Annotated in this window: 17 protein-coding genes; 11 read left to right on the top strand and 6 right to left on the bottom strand. The window is 66.6% G+C overall.

The features are described from left to right. The first annotated feature begins 11 nt into the window (after positions 1–11). From EGT50_RS14860 to EGT50_RS14845, 4 genes are read left to right on the top strand one after another with little or no spacing between them, the layout of a single operon-like run. Positions 12–1,079 carry a thiolase domain-containing protein gene (locus tag EGT50_RS14860; RefSeq protein WP_127955439.1) on the top strand — a complete coding sequence of 356 codons (1,068 nt, stop codon included), beginning with the start codon at positions 12–14 and terminating at the stop codon, positions 1,077–1,079. Next, positions 1,079–2,272 carry a thiolase domain-containing protein gene (locus EGT50_RS14855; RefSeq protein ID WP_127955438.1) on the top strand — a complete coding sequence of 398 codons (1,194 nt, stop codon included), beginning with the start codon at positions 1,079–1,081 and terminating at the stop codon, positions 2,270–2,272. Before EGT50_RS14860 ends, EGT50_RS14855 begins: the two co-directional genes overlap by 1 nt. A 15-nt stretch (positions 2,273–2,287) precedes the next feature. Next, positions 2,288–3,151: a TIGR03619 family F420-dependent LLM class oxidoreductase gene (locus EGT50_RS14850; protein ID WP_127955437.1), complete on the top strand. Its 864-nt coding sequence runs from the start codon at positions 2,288–2,290 to the stop codon at positions 3,149–3,151. 8 nt (positions 3,152–3,159) lie between these two features. Then, complete coding sequence (locus EGT50_RS14845) at positions 3,160–3,591, top strand: nuclear transport factor 2 family protein (RefSeq protein WP_127955436.1); 432 nt, start codon at positions 3,160–3,162, stop codon at positions 3,589–3,591. A gap of 176 nt (positions 3,592–3,767) precedes the next feature. Here the strand turns inward: EGT50_RS14845 and EGT50_RS14840 are convergent, their stop codons facing one another. Then, positions 3,768–5,018 (bottom strand): cytochrome P450, encoded by a 1,251-nt coding sequence (locus EGT50_RS14840; RefSeq protein ID WP_127955435.1) that lies wholly within the window; start codon positions 5,016–5,018, stop codon positions 3,768–3,770. Between the two features lie 197 nt (positions 5,019–5,215). On the opposite strand from EGT50_RS14840, the gene EGT50_RS14835 reads away from it, so the two are divergent. Together EGT50_RS14835 and EGT50_RS14830 are read left to right on the top strand one after the other, a co-directional pair. After that, the gene (locus EGT50_RS14835; protein WP_127955434.1) at positions 5,216–6,379 is read left to right on the top strand and encodes a steroid 3-ketoacyl-CoA thiolase; all 1,164 of its coding nucleotides are present in this window, start codon (positions 5,216–5,218) and stop codon (positions 6,377–6,379) included. Positions 6,380–6,544: 165 nt separating this feature from the next. Continuing rightward, positions 6,545–7,216, top strand: a complete 672-nt coding sequence (locus EGT50_RS14830) for a GNAT family N-acetyltransferase (protein ID WP_127955433.1) — start codon at positions 6,545–6,547, stop codon at positions 7,214–7,216. A gap of 126 nt (positions 7,217–7,342) precedes the next feature. Here EGT50_RS14830 and EGT50_RS14825 read toward each other — a convergent pair whose 3' ends face one another. Both EGT50_RS14825 and EGT50_RS14820 read right to left on the bottom strand, forming a co-directional pair. Beyond that, entirely contained in the window at positions 7,343–8,257 is a 915-nt protein-coding gene (locus EGT50_RS14825) for an SDR family oxidoreductase (RefSeq protein ID WP_127955432.1), read from the bottom strand. Further along, a complete protein-coding gene (locus EGT50_RS14820; protein WP_127955431.1) occupies positions 8,254–9,039 on the bottom strand; it encodes an SDR family oxidoreductase in 786 nt (261 codons plus the stop codon). Before EGT50_RS14820 ends, EGT50_RS14825 begins: the two co-directional genes overlap by 4 nt. A gap of 96 nt (positions 9,040–9,135) precedes the next feature. Between EGT50_RS14820 and echA20 the strand changes: the two genes are divergently transcribed. From echA20 to EGT50_RS14795, 5 genes are all read left to right on the top strand, one after another. Next, a complete protein-coding gene (gene echA20, locus EGT50_RS14815) occupies positions 9,136–9,897 on the top strand; it encodes a (7aS)-7a-methyl-1,5-dioxo-2,3,5,6,7,7a-hexahydro-1H-indene-carboxyl-CoA hydrolase (RefSeq protein ID WP_127955430.1) in 762 nt (253 codons plus the stop codon). Between the two features lie 14 nt (positions 9,898–9,911). Continuing rightward, positions 9,912–10,796: a cholesterol ring-cleaving hydrolase subunit IpdA gene (ipdA, locus tag EGT50_RS14810; protein ID WP_127955429.1), complete on the top strand. Its 885-nt coding sequence runs from the start codon at positions 9,912–9,914 to the stop codon at positions 10,794–10,796. Beyond that, a complete protein-coding gene (gene ipdB / locus EGT50_RS14805; protein ID WP_127955428.1) occupies positions 10,793–11,566 on the top strand; it encodes a cholesterol ring-cleaving hydrolase subunit IpdB in 774 nt (257 codons plus the stop codon). The genes ipdA and ipdB overlap by 4 nt, the downstream gene beginning before the upstream one ends. Further along, complete coding sequence (locus EGT50_RS14800) at positions 11,563–12,627, top strand: NAD(P)H-dependent flavin oxidoreductase (RefSeq protein WP_127955427.1); 1,065 nt, start codon at positions 11,563–11,565, stop codon at positions 12,625–12,627. Before ipdB ends, EGT50_RS14800 begins: the two co-directional genes overlap by 4 nt. A gap of 430 nt (positions 12,628–13,057) precedes the next feature. Then, on the top strand, positions 13,058–13,396 hold the full coding sequence (locus EGT50_RS14795) for a hypothetical protein (RefSeq protein WP_127955426.1): 339 nt from the start codon (positions 13,058–13,060) through the stop codon (positions 13,394–13,396). A gap of 658 nt (positions 13,397–14,054) precedes the next feature. Here the strand turns inward: EGT50_RS14795 and EGT50_RS14785 are convergent. The 3 genes from EGT50_RS14785 to EGT50_RS17285 form a co-directional block, all read right to left on the bottom strand. Continuing rightward, positions 14,055–15,059: an acyl-CoA dehydrogenase family protein gene (locus tag EGT50_RS14785; RefSeq protein ID WP_206615839.1), complete on the bottom strand. Its 1,005-nt coding sequence runs from the start codon at positions 15,057–15,059 to the stop codon at positions 14,055–14,057. 75 nt (positions 15,060–15,134) lie between these two features. Next, the gene (locus tag EGT50_RS14780; RefSeq protein WP_127955425.1) at positions 15,135–15,908 is read right to left on the bottom strand and encodes a hypothetical protein; all 774 of its coding nucleotides are present in this window, start codon (positions 15,906–15,908) and stop codon (positions 15,135–15,137) included. Further along, a complete protein-coding gene (locus EGT50_RS17285; protein WP_235870769.1) occupies positions 15,908–17,332 on the bottom strand; it encodes a hypothetical protein in 1,425 nt (474 codons plus the stop codon). The genes EGT50_RS14780 and EGT50_RS17285 overlap by 1 nt, the downstream gene beginning before the upstream one ends. Positions 17,333–17,348 lie beyond the last annotated feature (16 nt).

Raw genomic sequence — 17,348 nt, 5'->3', positions numbered from 1 at the left:
CCTCGAGAACCATGACAGACATTGCAGTCGTCGGCTTCGCACAGGCCCCCCATGTGCGCGAGACCACCGGCACCACCAACGGTGTCGAGATGCTGGTCCCCTGTTTCCAGGAGTTGTACTCGACCCTCGGAATCACCAAGTCCGACATCGGATTCTGGTGCTCCGGTTCCTCCGACTACCTGGCCGGGCGAGCCTTCTCGTTCATCTCCGCGGTGGACGCGGTCGGCCCCGTGCCGCCGATCAACGAGTCGCACGTCGAGATGGACGCCGCCTGGGCGCTGTACGAGGCATGGATCAAGCTGCTGACCGGCGAGGTCGACACCGCCCTCGTGTACGGCTTCGGCAAGTCCTCCGCCGGCAACCTCCGGCAGGTCCTGGCCATGCAGATGGACCCCTACCTCGTGGCCCCGCTGTGGCCGGACTCGATCTCGGTCGCCGGCCTGCAGGCCCGGCTGGGCCTCGAGGCCGGCAAGTGGACGACCGCGGACATGGCCGAGGTCGCCAAGCGCAGCAGAGCCGCCGCCATGAGCAACCCCAACGCGCAGGTCTCCGGTGAGGTCGACGTCGAGACGCTGCTGGCCTCCGAGTTCGTCGCGGATCCGTTGCGGGCGCACGACTGTGCCCCGATCACCGACGGTGCCGCCGCAGTCGTCCTCGCACGCGGCGACCGCGCCCGCGAACTATGCGAGCGCCCGGCGTGGATCACCGGCATCGAGCACCGTATCGACTCACCCAACATCGGTGCACGTGACCTGACCACGTCGCCCTCCACCGCCGCGGCGGCCCGGGCAGCAACCGGCGGCGACGCGAAGAGCGTCGATGTCGCCGAACTCCACGCACCGTTCACGCACCAGGAGCTGATCCTGCGCGAGGCGATCGGCCTCACCGACGCCGCCACGATCAACCCGTCGGGTGGCCCGCTCACCGGCAATCCGATGTTCTCCGGCGGCCTCGAACGCATCGGCTACGCGGCTCGCAAGATCATGAATGGCGAAGCACAGCGCACCCTCGCTCATGCCACCAGCGGCCCTGTGCTGCAGCAGAACCTGGTCGCAGTCATGGAAGGACGCAACAACTGATGGCGAGTGACATTTCCCGAGGTAAGCAGCTGGCCGCCGTCCTCGGCACCGGGCAGACCCACTACGTCGCCAAGCGCCAGGACGTCACGATGGCGGGCCTCGTCCGCGAGGCCGTCGACCGCGCGATGGCCGACGCCCACGTCGGCTGGGACGACATCGACGCCATCGTGGTCGGCAAGGCCCCCGACCTGTTCGAGGGCTCGATGATGCCGGAGCTCGCGATGTCGGATGCGCTGGGCGCCAACGGCAAGCCGCTGCTCCGCGTGCACACCGCCGGATCCGTGGGCGGTTCCACGGGCAACGTTGCGGCCAGCCTCGTACAGGCCGGTGCTCACAAGCGCGTGCTCGCCGTGTCGTGGGAGAAGCAGTCCGAGTCGAACGCGATGTGGGCCCTGTCCACCCCGGTGCCGTTCACGATGCCGGTCGGAGCTGGTGCCGGCGGCTACTTCGCTCCGCACGTACGCTCCTACATCCGCCGCTCCGGCGCGCCCGAGCACATCGGCGCGCTGGTTGTGGTGAAGGACCGTCACAACGGTGCGCTCAATCCCTACTCGCACCTCAAGCAGCCCGACATCACCGTCGAGTCGGTGCAGGCGTCGCAGATGCTGTGGGACCCGATCCGCTACGACGAGACATGTCCGTCGTCGGACGGTGCCTGCGCGATCGTGATGGGCAACGAAGAAGCCGCACAGGACGTCCTGTCGGAGGGACGCAAGGTCGCATGGATCCACGCCACCGCAATGCGTACCGAGCCCACGACGTACGCCGGTCGCGACCAGGTGAACCCGCAGGCCGGCCAGATTGCCGCCGCCGCGCTGTGGAAGGCCGCCGGGATCACCAACCCGTTGAAGGAGATCGACGCGGCCGAGATCTACGTGCCGTTCTCGTGGTTCGAGCCGATGTGGCTCGAGAACCTCGGCTTCATGCCGGAGGGCCAGGGCTGGAAGCTCACCGAGGCCGGTGAGACAGCGATCGGCGGACAGCTCCCGGTCAACGCTTCGGGTGGTGTGCTCTCGTCCAACCCGATCGGTGCGTCCGGCATGATCCGGTACGCCGAGGCCGCCATGCAGGTCATGGAGCGCGCCGGCGACCATCAGGTCGATGGTGCACGCAAAGCCCTGGGTCACGCGTACGGTGGTGGCTCGCAGTACTTCTCGATGTGGGTGGTCGGCACCGACCGTCCGACCAACTAGGGAGAGGAACCAGCCATGAAGTTCACGGTCGGCATCGCGATGAGCCCGCTGGAGCAGTTGACGGCTCTGGCGCAGACCGCGGAAGAGTGTGGTTTCAGCAACGTCGCATTGCCCGACTCCTTGTTCTTCATGGAGACGGCCGCCGCGGACTACCCGTACACCCCCGATGGATCGCGCATGTGGAACGCGGAGACGCCGTGGGTGGACCCGTTGATCGCGGCGGCCGCGATGGGCGCCGTCACCAGCACGATCGGGTTCTACACGAACGTGCTCAAACTCGGCTCCCGCAACCCTCTGCTACTCGCGCGGCAGGTGGGCTCGGTGGCCAACCTGACGGGCAACCGATTCGGGTTCGGTGTCGGGATCGGGTGGGCCCCGGAGGAGTTCGAGTGGTGCGGCGTGCCGTACAGCAAGCGCGGCGCCCGCGTCGACGAAATGATCGAGGTCATCAAGCTGGTCCTCGGTGGCGGCATGGTCGAGTACCACGGCAAGTTCTTCGACTTCGACCGGCTCCAGATAAGCCCCGCCCCGAGCAAGCCGGTGCCGTTCTACGTGGGTGGCCACACCGACGTCGCGCTGCGCCGCGCGGCGCGAGTCGGGGACGGCTGGACGTCGGCGATGATGAAGTTCGACGACCTCGTCACGACGATGGCGCGGCTGAAGGAACTTCGGACCGAATACGGCCGGTTAGAAGAGCCTTTCGAGATCCAGGCGGTCTGCATCGACCGATTCGGCAAGGACGGGTACGCCCAGATGGCCGAAGCGGGTATCACCGACAGCATCGTCGTCCCGTGGATCTTCGATGGTCTCGGATTCGACGCCCCACTCGAGGCCAAACAGGATTCGCTACGCAAGTTCGCCGATCTGTACATCCACTAGGAGCTGACATGACCGCAGAAACCGAGTCCGCCGCCCCCGAACACCCCGCGCGCGTCGCCGCCCGGGCGTCGCAGTCAGCCGCGAGCGGAAGGCGTAAGCAGGAGTGGCTGGATCTGTTCGCCGAGGACGGCTGGGTCGAGGATCCGGTCGGCCCATCGGGCTTCGATCCAGAGGGCAAGGGGCACCACGGCCGCGAGGCCCTCTCGCGGTTCTATGACATGACGATCGCCAACACCGACTCACTCGAGTTCTTCATAACGGACTCACTGGTATGCGGCGATGAGAACGTCAACATCGGTACGATCCGCACCGTCCTCGCCGGCAGCCAGGTGGACGCGGAGGGAGTGTTCATCTATCGCGTCAACGCCGACGGGAAGCTGCAGTCGCTGCGGGCCTTCTGGGAACTCGAGCGGGCGATGAAGACGATAAAGCAGGTCTGAGGTCTCACAAACCTGAAGTGGGCGGTCACCGGATCGGTGACCGCCCACTTTCGTTGTACCCGTGACTCTCTCGTTGCGCGCCCGAAGGCTCCCAGACGAGAGGCTCCCAAACTAGTGGTAGCGCCAGCGAGAGACGAGGGGCCTCGCTGGCGCTACCGAGTCCGTGCTCGCTGGACCTAGTGCTTGACCGGGCAGCCCGAGGTCTTGTAGTCCACCTGGTACTCCTTGAGGCCGTTGAGCCAGCCGGAGCGTAGACGCCGCGGGTCGGCAACCTCGGTGATGTCCGGCAGGTAGTCCGCGATGGCGTTGAAGATCAGATCGATCTGCATGCGGGCCAGGTTGGCGCCCAGGCAGTAGTGGGCGCCGGTACCACCGAACGACACGTGCGGGTTGGGATCACGGGTGATGTCGAACTTTTGGGGCTCGTCGAAGACTTCCTCGTCGAAGTTGGCCGAGAGGTAGCTCAGGACCAGCCGCTGCCCCTTCTTGATCTCGACGCCGCCGACCTCGGTGTCCTCCAGTGCGGTGCGCTGGAATGCGGCGACCGGGGTGGCCCAGCGGAGGATCTCGTCGGCAGCGGTCTTGGGCCGCTCCTTCTTGTAGAGCTCCCACTGCTCGGGGTTGTCCATGAAGGCCTTCATACCGTGCGTGGTGGCGTTGCGCGTGGTCTCGTTGCCTGCGACGGCGAGCAAGATCACGAAGAAGCCGAACTCTTCAGGGCTGAGTTCCTCACCGTCGACGTCCGCCTCGATGAGCGTGGTGACGATATCGTTCGCCGGGTTCTTCTTCTTCGCCTCGGCCAGCTGGTAGGCGTAGGCGAGGATCTCCATCGACGCGGCCTGCGGATCGATGTCGAGTTCCGGATCGTCGTAGCCGGTCATCTGGTTGGACCAGTCGAAGAGCTTCTGGCGGTCCTCCTGTGGCACCCCCATCATCTCTGCGATGGTCTGTAGCGGGAGCTCGGCCGCAACCTGCGTGACGAAGTTGCCCTCACCCTCCTCGGCTGCGCCCTTGACGATCGCCTCGGAGCGGTCGGTCAGTTCCTTCCTGAGGCCGTTGATGGCGCGCGGGGTGAACCCACGCGAGACCAGCTTGCGCAGCTTGGTGTGCTCGGGTGCGTCCTTGTTCAGCAGCACGAAACGCTGCAGTTCGATGTTCTCGCGTTCGATGTCGTCCTGGAAGCGCGGGATCACGGTGTTCTGCCACGTCGAGAAGACGTCGTTCCGCATCGAGATGTCCTTGACGTCCTCGAGCCTGGTGACGAGCCAGTAGCCACCGTCGTTGAATCCGCCGACGCCATCGGGTTGATCGACCCAGAACACCGGCTGGGTCTTGCGAACCTCCGCAAGTTCCTCGACAGGGAGTCGGTGTGCATAGATGTCGGGATCCGTAAAATCGAACCCTGAAGGAATATTGGGCTGCGCCACTGCTGTCTCCTACCCTTGCGACCAGACGCGAAGCGATGTGGAACACGTTCTACACGCATTGAATCACAGAGCGTCGGTCCGGGGAAGAACTAGCTAGCAGTCAACCCGAATAGTCGACCGCCTCGATCCTTGCCCGGTAGAGTGAACCTGTTCTATTTTTCGAGAAAGAGCGAGAAAGAGAACGAAAGGAACCCGCCGTGGGCACACCAGTAATTGTCGAGGCAGTTCGCACCCCGATCGGAAAGCGCGGTGGCTGGCTGTCCGGGCTGCATGCGGCCGAGATCCTCGGTGCCGCACAGAAGGGCATCGTGGATCGTGCCGGGATCGATCCGGCGCTCGTCGAGCAGGTAATCGGCGGGTGCGTCACGCAGGCCGGTGCGCAGTCGAACAATGTCACCCGCACGGCGTGGCTCGCCTCCGGTCTGCCATGGCAGGTCGGTGCTACGACAATCGACTGCCAGTGCGGTTCCGCGCAGCAGGCCAACCACCTGATCGCCGGTCTCATCGCGACCGGTGCGATCGACATCGGCATCGCGTGCGGCGTCGAGGCCATGACCCAGGTTCCGCTGGGTGCCAACGTCGGAACCGAGGCCGGCCCGCGCAGGCCCGCCTCGTGGGACATCGACATGCCCAACCAGTTCGAGGCGGCCGAACGGATCGCCAAGCGCCGCGGCCTCACCCGCGAGGACGTCGAGGTGCTCGGCGTGCGGTCTCAGGCGTTCGCGAAGCAGGCGTGGGAGGAAGGCCGCTTCGACCGCGAAGTCGTGCCGGTCACCGCGCCGGTCATCGGCGAGGACAAGCAGCCCACGTCGGAGATGAACGTCGTCAGCCGCGATCAGGGTCTGCGCGACACGACCGCCGAGTCCCTCGCCAAGCTCAAGCCCGTCCTCGAGGGCGGCATCCACACTGCCGGTACGTCGTCGCAAATCTCCGACGGCGCCGCCGCGGTCATGTTGATGGACGAGGACCGCGCCCGCGCGCTCGGCCTGAAGCCGCGGGCCCGCATCGTCAGCCAGGCGCTCGTCGGCGCCGAGCCCGAGTTCCACCTCGACGGCCCGGTCCAGGCGACGTCGCGGGTACTGGAAAGGGCCGGCATGAAGATCGACGACCTCGACCTGTTCGAGGTGAACGAGGCCTTCGCGTCCGTCCCGCTGTCGTGGGCGCAAGTCCACGGCCCCGACATGGACAAGGTCAATGTCAACGGCGGCGCACTTGCGCTCGGACATCCCGTGGGCAGCACCGGTTCTCGTCTCATCACAACTGCGCTGCACGAGCTCGAGCGTCGTGATGGCTCGACCGCGCTGATCACGATGTGCGCGGGCGGTGCGCTGGCCACAGGCACCATCATCGAGCGAATCTGACGCGGTTTCTGCCTCGGGCCCGGCGGCGGTTTGGCCGTTCGCGAGGTGATCGTTTGCGAATCACTCGCAGCACTCCCCCGCTCGGCGTCCGGCGGGAATAATGGGGGCGACGCCCGGCATGCACCGGCGCCGGGCACACCGGTTCTCGAGGAGGAACGTCGAAACATGACAGTGAAGAACCACGACCGTGCGATCGACCGGCGCGAAATCGCTTTGGCGCTACTCAAAGCGTTGGACCGGCGCCATGAGGTCTTGGACGCCATCGTCGAGAGCAAAGACCGAGATGCGGCCGTGACCGCCGTGCGCAAACTGCTCGACACCACCGATTTCTGCGCCGACGCGGTGCTGAACCTGCACTTCGACCGGCTCACGGTCAGGGAGCGCGACCGCATCCGCGCCGAGCTCAAGGACCTTGACGCTACCCTCGCGTGGCTTCCGGAGCAGCGGCCCTACAGCACGGGGTCGGGGGTTCGCCTCCGCCTTTTCACCAGTTCGGACTCTGACTCCCGGCTATTCGGTAAGCGTTCCGCCGAGCGCCTCGACGACGCCGGCGTCCCGTGGAACGCCGAGCGCATCGAGAACGAGCGGAAGGGCGGCCTGGCACGGATAGCCGATGAGTCGGCTGCCTGGTTCGTCGCGGAGTGCACAACGGGAGAGCAGCCGGACAGCGTCGGCATGGTGTTCGGCGAGTTGACCGGCAACGAGGTGGACGTCGCGATCTGGGTGGCACCGGAGGTACGCAAGCGGGGCTACGGCACGGCGTCGCTCAAGCAGGCACGCACCGAGCTCGCCGCGTACTTCCCCGGCACGACGCTGATCGTCCGCGCGCCCGCGTAGAGGCCTGGAACACGAGAATGCCCGCGCGCAGAGCAGGTGCGCGCAGGCATTCTCGTGTTTCGGTGACCCTGTGTTTCGGTCACTCCGTGTTTGGCCGACCCTATGTGTCGGCGTCGCCGGTTGCGGCTACGCGCCGTAAACCGGAGGCGGGTTCTCGCCCTTCGCCAGCAGGTCGGCGACGACCGGTCCGAGTTCGCTGGGATCCCAGCGATCACCCTTGTCCTGGGTGGGTCCGTGGCGCCAGCCCTCGGCAACGGTGATCTTGCCGCCCTCGACCTCGAAGACGCGTCCGGTCACATCCTTCGACTCCGCCGAACCGAGCCAGACGACCAGCGGGGAGATGTTCTCCGGCGCCATCGCGTCGAAGCCATTCTCCGGGGCTGCCATCGCGTCGGCCATCGGACCACCGGCACCGAGCGTCATGCGGGTGCGAGCCGCGGGCGCGATCGCGTTGACCCGCACGCCGTAGTTCCTCAGCTCGGCGGCAGCCTGGATGGTCATCTCCGCGATGCCTGCCTTGGCGGCGGCGTAGTTGCCCTGACCGATCGAGCCCATCAGGCCCGCGCCGGAGCTCGTGTTGATGATGCGGGCATCGACCGGGCGTCCTGCCTTGGCTTCGGCACGCCAGTAGGCGGCAGCGTGCCGCAGCGGTGCGAAGTGGCCCTTGAGGTGCACGCGTATCACCGCGTCCCACTCCTCCTCGCTCATGCCGACCAGCATGCGGTCACGCAGAAAGCCTGCATTGTTGACGAGAACGTCGAGTCTCCCGAAGTTGTCCAAAGCCGTCTTGATCAGGTTCTGGGCGCCATCCCACGACGCGACGTCGTCGCCATTGACTACCGCCGTGCCGCCTGCCGCCTGGATGTCGGCGACGACCTGCTCGGCTGGGGTCTCACCGGTGACGGAACCATCGCCGCCGACACCGATGTCGTTGACGACGACTTTGGCGCCCTCGGCCGCGAAGGCCAGGGCGTGGGCACGACCGATTCCGCGGCCGGCGCCGGTGATGATCACGACTCGACCGTCAAGCAATCCGCTCACTTGTTCTCCTCCGTATTTGCCGCGGCCAGGAAGGCCGGGCGTTCGCCGCCACCGTGGACGGTAAGTGTCGACCCGCTGACGTAGGCCGCCAACGGTGATGCCAGGAACGTCGCACAGTTGCCGATGTCCTCGGGACGTGCCATCCGACCCAGCGGTACGGTAGCGCCCACCGCCTCGATACCGGCCTCGTCGCCGTAGTGCAAGTGGCTCAACTCGGTCTGCACCAGCCCGACAATGATCGAGTTGACCCGCACCTTGGGGGCCCATTCGACCGACAAGCTGGCCGCGAGGCTGTCGATCCCGGCCTTCGCGGCACCATAGGCCGCAGTGCCCGGGGAGGGACGGCTGCCGCTGACGCTGGAGATCATCACGATCGATCCCCCGTCCTCCTGCTTCTGCATGACCTCATTAGCGATCTGTGAGATCAGAAGGGGTGCAAGCAGGTTCAGCTCGACGATCTTTGCGTGGAACTTCGGGCTCACGTCGGCCGCCATCGCGAAGGGAGCGCCGCCGGCGTTGTTCACGACGGTGTCGAGTCGGCCGTGCCTGTCGACGATCCCGTCGATCAACGCCTGCACTTGCTCGGGGTCACGCACGTCGCACTGGACGAACTCGATGCTGCGGCCGTCGACCTCGACTGGCTCGGCAGTGTCTTCGCGGGGACGGCGTGCGCACGTCACAACAGTCGCCCCGGCGCGCAGGAACGCCCGACTGATCCCCGCACCGACTCCGCGCACTCCGCCGGTCACCAGTACGACCTTGCCTTCGAGACCGAGATCCACGTTGTTCCTTCCTGAGCGACACGGGCCATCTGCACCCGCCTGTGATAACTTACCAAGCAATCGCTTGGTTCGGTCAACAGACGTAAGGAACATGCCATGGGCATCACCTCGACCTCGGACGGTGCCGGGATCACCACGGTCACCGTCGATTACCCGCCCGTGAACGCCATCCCTTCCCAGGGCTGGTTCGAATTGGCCGACGCAATCCTCGAGGCGGGAAAGGACCACAACACTCACGTCGTGATCCTGCGCGCAGAAGGACGCGGCTTCAATGCCGGCGTCGACATCAAGGAGATGCAAGCCACCGAGGGCCACGGCGCCCTCATCGACGCCAACCGCGGCTGCGCGGCTGCGTTCGCCGCGGTCTACGACTGTGAAGTTCCCGTCGTCGTCGCCGTCAACGGCTTCTGCGTCGGCGGCGGCATCGGTCTGGTCGGCAACGCCGACGTCATCGTCGCCTCCGACGACGCAGTCTTCGGCCTCCCGGAAGTCGATCGGGGCGCCCTCGGCGCGGCCACCCACCTTGCCCGACTGGTCCCACAGCACATGATGCGCACGCTCTACTACACCGCCAAGAACGTCGACGCGCAGACGCTCAAGCATTTCGGGTCGGTCTACGACGTCGTCCCGCGCGAGGAACTCGATGCTGCCGCGCGCGAGATCGCCAGTGCGATCGCCGAGAAGGACACTCGGATCATTCGGCGGGCCAAGGAGGCGATCAACCGGATCGACGTCCAGGACGTGCACACGAGCTACCGCCTGGAGCAGGGCTTCACCTTCGAGCTGAACCTGGCCGGCATCTCCGATGAGCACCGCGACGAGTTCGTTGCCACCGGCAAGCCGCGCGCGAACAAGTAGGGAGTTGGAAAACTATGCGTGACAAGAGGAAGTCGCTCGACGAGGTCGTCGGCGAGCTGCGCAGCGGCATGACGATCGGCCTCGGCGGTTGGGGCTCGCGCCGCAAGCCGATGGCGTTCGTGCGCGCGATCCTGCGTTCTGATCTCGAGGACCTGACCGTTGTCACCTACGGCGGACCGGACCTGGGCCTGCTCTGCTCGGCCGGCAAGGTCAGGAAGGCCTACTACGGCTTCGTCTCGCTCGACTCGGCGCCCTTCTACGACCCATGGTTCGCCAAGGCCCGCACCAATGGCGAGATCGAGGTCCGCGAGATGGACGAGGGCATGGTCAAGTGCGGCCTCGAGGCCGCGGCCGCCCGCCTCCCGTTCCTCCCGATCCGCGCGGGCCTCGGCTCGGACGTCCTCAACTTCTGGGGCGACGAGCTGAGGACCGTCACCTCGCCGTACCCGAGCCAGTCGGGCGAGGCCGAAACGCTCATCGCGATGCCGGCACTGAACCTGGACGCGTCGTTCGTGCACCTGAACATCGGTGACGCCCACGGCAACGCCGGCTACCTGGGCGTCGACCCGTACTTCGACGACCTCTACTGCCTGGCCGCCGAGAAGCGCTATGTCTCCGTCGAGAAGGTGGTCGACACCGAACAGCTCGTCAAGGAGGTTCCGCTGCAGCAACTGATCCTCAACCGCATGATGGTCGACGGTGTCGTCGAGGCCCCGAACGGCGCCCACTTCACGCTGGCCGGCGATAGCTACGGCCGCGACGAGAAGTTCCAGCGCCACTATGCGAAGTCGGCTGAGTCGCCCGAAGCCTGGCAGGCGTTCGTCGACCGGTTCCTGTCCGGGTCCGAGGACGACTACCAGGCCGCCGTCAAGAAGTTCGCAGAGGAGCAGCAGGCATGACCTCCACGGAAGACACCGACACTCGCACCGTGACTCGGGCCGAGTACTGCGCGATCGCGTGCGCCGAGATCTTCTCCGGTGCCGGCGAGATCATGGCCAGCCCGATGGCGACGTTGCCGCTCATCGGCGCCCGACTGGCCCGCCTGACCTCCGAGCCGGACCTGCTCATCACCGACGGAGAGGCGCTGATCCTCGCGGACACCCCGCCCGTGGGCAAGAAGGGACCCATCGAGGGCTGGATGCCGTTCCGCAAGGTATTCGACGTCGTCGCGTCGGGTCGTCGCCACGTCGTCATGGGTGCCAACCAGATCGACAAGTACGGCAACCAGAACCTGTCGGCATTCGGGCCGCTGCAACACCCGACCCGTCAGATGTTCGGTGTCCGCGGCGCCCCCGGAAACACGATCAACCACGCCACCAGCTACTGGGTCGGCAAGCACAGTACGCGCGTGTTCTGCGACAAGGTCGACGTCGTCTCAGGTGTCGGCTACGACAAGGTCGACCCGCAGAACCCGGCGTTCAGGTTCCTGCACCTGCACCGCGTCGTCACCAACCTCGGGGTGTTCGACTTCGGCGGCCCCGACCGCACAATGCGCGCGCTGACCCTGCACCCGGGCGTCGCCGCAGACGACGTCGTATCGAACACGTCGTTCGAGGTGGCCGGCCTCGACTCGGCGGGCACCACCCGCGAGCCCACCACCGAGGAACTGCGCATCATCCGTGAGGTTCTCGATCCGAAGAACCTGCGTGATCGCGAGGTAGCGTCATGACCCAACTGTTGAAGACCCCGTTCACCGAGCTGGTCGGTGTCGAGCACCCGATCGTGCAGACCGGCATGGGCTGGGTCTCCGGACCGCGCCTGACCTCCGCGACGGCGAACGCGGGTGGCCTGGGAATCCTGGCGTCGGCAACGATGACCTACCCGGAGCTCGAGGCTGCGATCGCCAAGACCAAGCAGCTGACGGACAAGCCGTTCGGTGTGAACATGCGCGCCGACGCGTCGGACGCGCAGGAGCGCATCGACCTGCTGATCCGTGAGAAGGTCAAGGTCGCCTCGTTTGCGCTGGCGCCCAAGAAGGACCTCATCGCCAAGCTCAAGGACAACGGGGTCGTCGTGATCCCGTCGATCGGTGCAGCCAAGCACGCCGTCAAGGTCGCCTCGTGGGGCGCCGACGCCGTCGTCGTGCAGGGTGGCGAGGGCGGCGGCCATACCGGTGGTGTCGCAACGACTTTGCTGCTGCCGTCCGTTCTCGATGCCGTCGACATCCCCGTCGTGGCCGGTGGCGGCTTCTTCGACGGTCGGGGGCTGGCTGCGGCTCTGTCCTACGGTGCCGCCGGGGTCGCGATGGGTACTCGTTTCCTGCTCACCAGCGACTCTGCCGTGCCGGACTCGGTCAAGCAGGAGTACCTCCAGCGGGGCCTACAGGACACGACCGTGTCCGTCAAGGTCGACGGCATGCCGCACCGCGTGCTCAATACCGACCTGGTGAACGCCCTCGAGAAGTCCAGCTATGCAAAGGGTCTCATCGCCGCTGCTCGGAACGCCATGAAGTTCAAGTCGATGACGGGCATGAAGTGGAGCACGCTGGTCAAGGACGGCCTCGCGATGAAGCGGTCCAGCGACCGCTCGTGGCAACAGATCATCATGGCCGCCAACACCCCCATGCTGCTCAAGGCCGGCCTGGTGGAAGGTAACACTGAGGCCGGCGTCCTCGCCTCGGGTCAGGTGGTCGGCATGATCGACGACCTGCCCAGCTGCAAGGAACTCATCGACCGGATCATGGCCGATGCCGTGGCACGGATCAACGCGCTTGGAGACCTCAGGGCCTGACCGGCCCGTCTCCGCATCGAAGGGACCCCTCGTGCGCCACCCGCGCGCGAGGGGTCTCTTCTATTCCAGATTCACACCGCTGGTCGGGTTGAGGATCATCGCCACCTCACGCCCTCGCGTCGGTGCCGCGTGTGACGCACCGCCCACCATCCTGCTGCGTGCGTACGGCTTTGATGGGTGCGCACAGGGCGCGCATGATGTCTTCGACTTGTGGTGCCGTGGAAACCACGGTGGTGCAAAGCGTTCGCTGCGTTGGGCTACCCGCCTGCCACCTGGGTGGTCATCGGCAACTCTCTGGTTGATTGCGCCATGACCGAAATGACTTTGTTAACGCCATATGTCGATGGGTCGATAGCTCTCCATAGGGTTGCCAATTCACCTCAACCCTACCGGGTCTCGGCCCGGCCAACTTCAGGGAGGGATTCTCACAATGGGTTTCATTCGGAAGGCAATGGTCGTCGTCGCTGTCACTCTCGGACTCACCGCTGGCGCATCTGGCATCGCCCAGGCGAACACAGCGGCGCCGGAGCCCAGCGTCCAGGTGATATCCCCTTCGGCGCCGGCAGCGACGATCGTCGACGTCGCCGCAGACGGCGCCCGCAGCTCGCTCGATACGGTCGTTACCTCCGTGCTGCTTCCCGTGGCGCTCCCCGTGGCGCTCCCCTTCATAATCACAGCACTTGCGATGATATGCGTGGCCGCTACCAACCCCGACAACCTTTCTTTGCAGGGGCTCGGCGAGTTGTGCCCTAGCTTCGGCAGTTCCTAACCGCCCCTTGCTGGCCCGGCACCATCACGGTGTCGGGCCACAAGGTGGTTCGGGCCGCTGTCTGGGTTCGTGTTGGTTCTGGGTCCGCCCCATAGCACGCTCGCTGGGTCAATGCGGTGTTGCCGTGGAAACCAATGTCGTGCAACGTGTTCGGTGTGAGGTGGTGTCCACCTGCGGTCTGCACGCTCATCGGCCCCTCCCTGGCTGATCGTGCGCCATGCTCGAAATGACTTGCAAACGTCGCCCATCGATGGGTCGATAGCCTTCAGAAGGGTTGCCAATTCAACTCAGCCCTAACGGGTCTCGGTCCGGAGGGATTCCCACAATGTGGCCGTATCGGAACTCTTGGCGACACCAAGCGTTCCCGTCATTGGTCACTCACTGAGAACGTTGGTGCTGAACATGTTTGGGGATGTCAAGCTCAGCCTCAGGTCAGCGGTGATCGGTGCCCGAGGCCTCGACGATCGCCCTTGTCTCACTGTTCGGAGACAGCACCGTCACCGTTCCTGAGGGCGTGCAGGTTGAGTTGAGAAGGTTCGACCTCTTCGTCTTCGGTGACCGCGAACTTGACGGCGGTGCACAAGATCCCGCCCCGGGGTGCCCCGATTATTCGGATCGCGTCGTACTCGCTGTTCGGGGATCTGAAGGTGCGCACCCGCTAATCGCGGCTGAGTCGCTTCAGTAACGCGGACTTGATGGTGGGTCGGCCGGCTATGACCAGAGTGAACGTGGCCTCACGCATCAAACGTTCCGCGGTGTTCCCGACAATGGCCGAGGAACCACCCTTTGCGGTGACGAGGGCTGTGGCCGTCCGGACTGCGAGTGCAGACGCGCACGCTCGTGCGTCGGCAATTTCCGCTCGTCCTTCGACGGCCGCATCGAGGTCCAGGCGCGCCTGTGCCACCTGCTTCTCGAAGGGTTCGGCCTCGGCGCCGAGGGCCTTCAGTTCTGTGATTGCGCGTCGCGTGACGCCCATGGCCGCGCACCCGCCGAGCCGTATTACGAGCGGCTGACCCTCCGCGAACTCCTCCGGGGTGAGGGCACCCGCCACCATTTCGGCGGGCACGGCCACACCGTCGAACATCAGGCGCACGGTGTTGGAACCTCGCGCAGCGATCAATGGCAGAAGCTCGGCGGAGAGGCCGCGCAGAGAGTCGGTGGGAATGAAGGCCTGCACGATGGAGTTGTCGACCTCGTCGCGCGCCAACACCATGAGTAGATCGATCATGCCCCACCCGGTCACGAACGGCGCGAACCCGTCGAGCACGTACCCGTCGTCGACGCGGCGAGCCCACAGCAGCGGCGGCACCGGAATCGCGCCGGCGTTCGAACCTCCCGCCCGGATGGTGCCGTCCAGGAGACCCGCGAGGTACCGCTCGCGTAGATCGGAGTTGGGTGAATTGGCGATCACTGCGGCCGGACCGAAGTGCTGTACCCACGTGAAGCCAGTGGCGAGGCACCCACCGCAGAGCGTCTCGATCACCTCGACCAGCACGGACGGCGTCAAATCCGTCTCGTCGGCCGCGGCGAGACCGTAGAAGCCGTGTTCGGCGAGGACCTCGAAATGACTGTCCGGGATCTGTCCGTCGGCGTCGACGCGACCGGCGACCGGGAACAGGATGTTGTCGGCGATCTCGTGCGCCATGTCGGTCCAGTTGGTCACCCTCTCGAGGGTAACCGCCAAACCGCTGAGGTCGACTCACGAGATCCCGACACACGAGACTATGAAGGACGGAGGCTAGGCGAGTTCGCTGCCCGCTCCGGATCGGTCGTCCGTGCTCGAGAGAAGCCCGCCGATCACTTCCAACGCGTCCGCCCAGGCGTCGATGGTCGGTGGCGCGAGCCTGCGGTGATCGAGGACCCCCGGCTCGGCGAGGGCTGGGTCGAACGGAACCTCGACGAACCCCGCAACGCGCGGCGACAGGGCGTCTCGGATGGGACCGAGGTCGACCGGCGCGTCGGGCAGCTGATGCGAGACGACGACGATCGCCTCGCCGAGCACCTGCGGGCCGTACGCCGACATCACCCACGCGAGGGCGTCGCGCATGCGGCTCAGCGGTTCGGAGCGCGCGGGCGCCACCATCACCAGAGCGGCGCCGGACCGGATCAACGGGGCCAGCCGTGTCGAACGAAGAGCCGTGCCGACGTCGTGGACGCGCGCGCTGTGACGGGCCGCGAGGAGTTCGTCGACGATCGCCGGATCGCTGGGCTGCCCGTCACTGCTGCCGACCACCACGGCGCCCGCCGACGTCAGTGCCATACGGGACTCGAACTGCCGAATCGACCGTACCGGGTCGACGGCCTCGAATCCCGTTCGGGACAGCAGGTTTCCGCCATCGCTCGTGGAGTCGACCGCCGAAACCTCCAGCCCGGTTCCGAGTCGCAGTGCGGTCGCAAGCCCATAGGCCGTCGTGGTCGTCGCGGCGCCACCGGATCCGGCAACGACCAACGCGGACACGCGCTCGGGCTCCGGCATGTTCGGCACCCGACGCAGCGAGACCACATTGCTCACTACGCGTCCTCCACCTTCGCGATCTTGTATCCCTCGGGCGAAGGGGCGACGGTGATCCGCTGCAGGATGACGCCCTCAGTTGCCCCTCGCAGGCCGAGTTCAACGGCATACACGTTCGGGTCCGGGGTGGACGTGATAGTGACACAGTGCTCTGTGCCGAGTGGGACATCGTCGATCCACTTCTGGATGTCCGGAACAGCGCTGGGGGCGACCATGAGCGACGCGACCCGGGCGCCGTCCCGTTCGACGTAGTAAGCGTGGTCGAAGGCCCGGATGACGCCGGGGCCGTCGGAAGTGTTGCCGGGACCGCGGCCGACGCTGCGGCCGCCGGATGCCGATTCCTCACACCAGGCAGAGTCCGAGGCTGCCGCCGGCGCCGCCTGCGCCGCAGACGTGCCGCCTTCCGGATTCGGCGTGCCGTCGGTATCCCCGCCCAGCGCGAGGGTTGCTGTCGTGGCTATCGCGAGAACCGAGACCACGAGCGCTCCGATCAACAGGGGCTTCCTGCGGTCGGACGTGCTCTTCTCCGCCGCGCGCTCCGGGGGCGCCGTGGACACCATGGGCTCTGTGGGCGCCGGGGGCGCCGTGCGCTCCGAGGGCACAGTGGGCGCCGGGGGCGCCGTGCGCTCCGAGGGCACCGTGGGTGCCAAGGGCGCCGTGCGCTCCGGGGGCGCCAGGGGCACTGGGGGCGCCGCGGGCGCCGTGGGCTCCGGGGACTCCTTGGGCGTCGTGGGCGTCGGGGGCGTCGGGGGCGTCGGGGGCGCCGTGGGCGCCGTGCGCTCCTGGGGCACCGTGGGCGCCGTGCGCTCCTGGGGCACCGTGGGCGCAGCGCGCTCCGGAGGCGCCGGGGGCACTGGGGGCGCCGTGGGCGTCGGCACTGGGGGCGCCGTGGGCGTCGTACGCTCCGGGGGCACCGGGGGCACCGGGGGCACCGGGGGCGCCGTGGGCGTCGTACGCTCCGGAGGCGCCGGGGGCGCCGTGGGCACCATGGGCGCCGTGCGCTCCGGGGGCGCCTTGCGCGCCCTACGCTCCTTGCGCGCCTTACGCTCCTTGCGCGCCCTACGCTCCTTGCGCGCGGGGGCCGGTGACTCTGGAGCGACCAGCCACGTCGGCATCTGGTCGAAGTCGGGGGGCAGGTCCGAGGTTGGTGCGGGTTGGGGGTTGACGGCGCCGACCGGGCCGTCACCCGGCGACACGTCCTGGGCCGGTTCGACATCGGGAACCGGGGTCGGATCGATCTCCGGAGCCAGAGATGGCTCGACAACCGGAGCCGGTGCCGACTCGACGTCCGGGACCGGAGCTCGGTCGACCGGCGGTTCGGCTGGAGGTTGCTGTGGCGCGGATTCCCCTGTGACAGGAAGCCGTTCGTAGTGCTCGGTCACGTCCGGAAACAGCGAGTGACCCATCCGGTTGTCCGTCGCCATGTGTCCTCCTGCGGAG

The organism is Rhodococcus xishaensis (assembly GCF_004011825.1).
GTDB lineage: Bacteria > Actinomycetota > Actinomycetes > Mycobacteriales > Mycobacteriaceae > Prescottella > Prescottella xishaensis.
This window is presented reverse-complemented; position numbering and strand designations above follow the sequence as displayed.

Coding starts and splice junctions, on each gene's coding strand:
- EGT50_RS14860 (WP_127955439.1), top strand. CDS start 12: ATGACAGACATTGCAGTCGTCGGCTTCGCACAGGCCCCCCATGTGCGC.
- EGT50_RS14855 (WP_127955438.1), top strand. CDS start 1,079: ATGGCGAGTGACATTTCCCGAGGTAAGCAGCTGGCCGCCGTCCTCGGC.
- EGT50_RS14850 (WP_127955437.1), top strand. CDS start 2,288: ATGAAGTTCACGGTCGGCATCGCGATGAGCCCGCTGGAGCAGTTGACG.
- EGT50_RS14845 (WP_127955436.1), top strand. CDS start 3,160: ATGACCGCAGAAACCGAGTCCGCCGCCCCCGAACACCCCGCGCGCGTC.
- EGT50_RS14830 (WP_127955433.1), top strand. CDS start 6,545: ATGACAGTGAAGAACCACGACCGTGCGATCGACCGGCGCGAAATCGCT.
- echA20 (WP_127955430.1), top strand. CDS start 9,136: ATGGGCATCACCTCGACCTCGGACGGTGCCGGGATCACCACGGTCACC.
- ipdA (WP_127955429.1), top strand. CDS start 9,912: ATGCGTGACAAGAGGAAGTCGCTCGACGAGGTCGTCGGCGAGCTGCGC.
- ipdB (WP_127955428.1), top strand. CDS start 10,793: ATGACCTCCACGGAAGACACCGACACTCGCACCGTGACTCGGGCCGAG.
- EGT50_RS14800 (WP_127955427.1), top strand. CDS start 11,563: ATGACCCAACTGTTGAAGACCCCGTTCACCGAGCTGGTCGGTGTCGAG.
- EGT50_RS14795 (WP_127955426.1), top strand. CDS start 13,058: ATGGGTTTCATTCGGAAGGCAATGGTCGTCGTCGCTGTCACTCTCGGA.
- EGT50_RS17285 (WP_235870769.1), bottom strand. CDS start 17,332: ATGGCGACGGACAACCGGATGGGTCACTCGCTGTTTCCGGACGTGACC.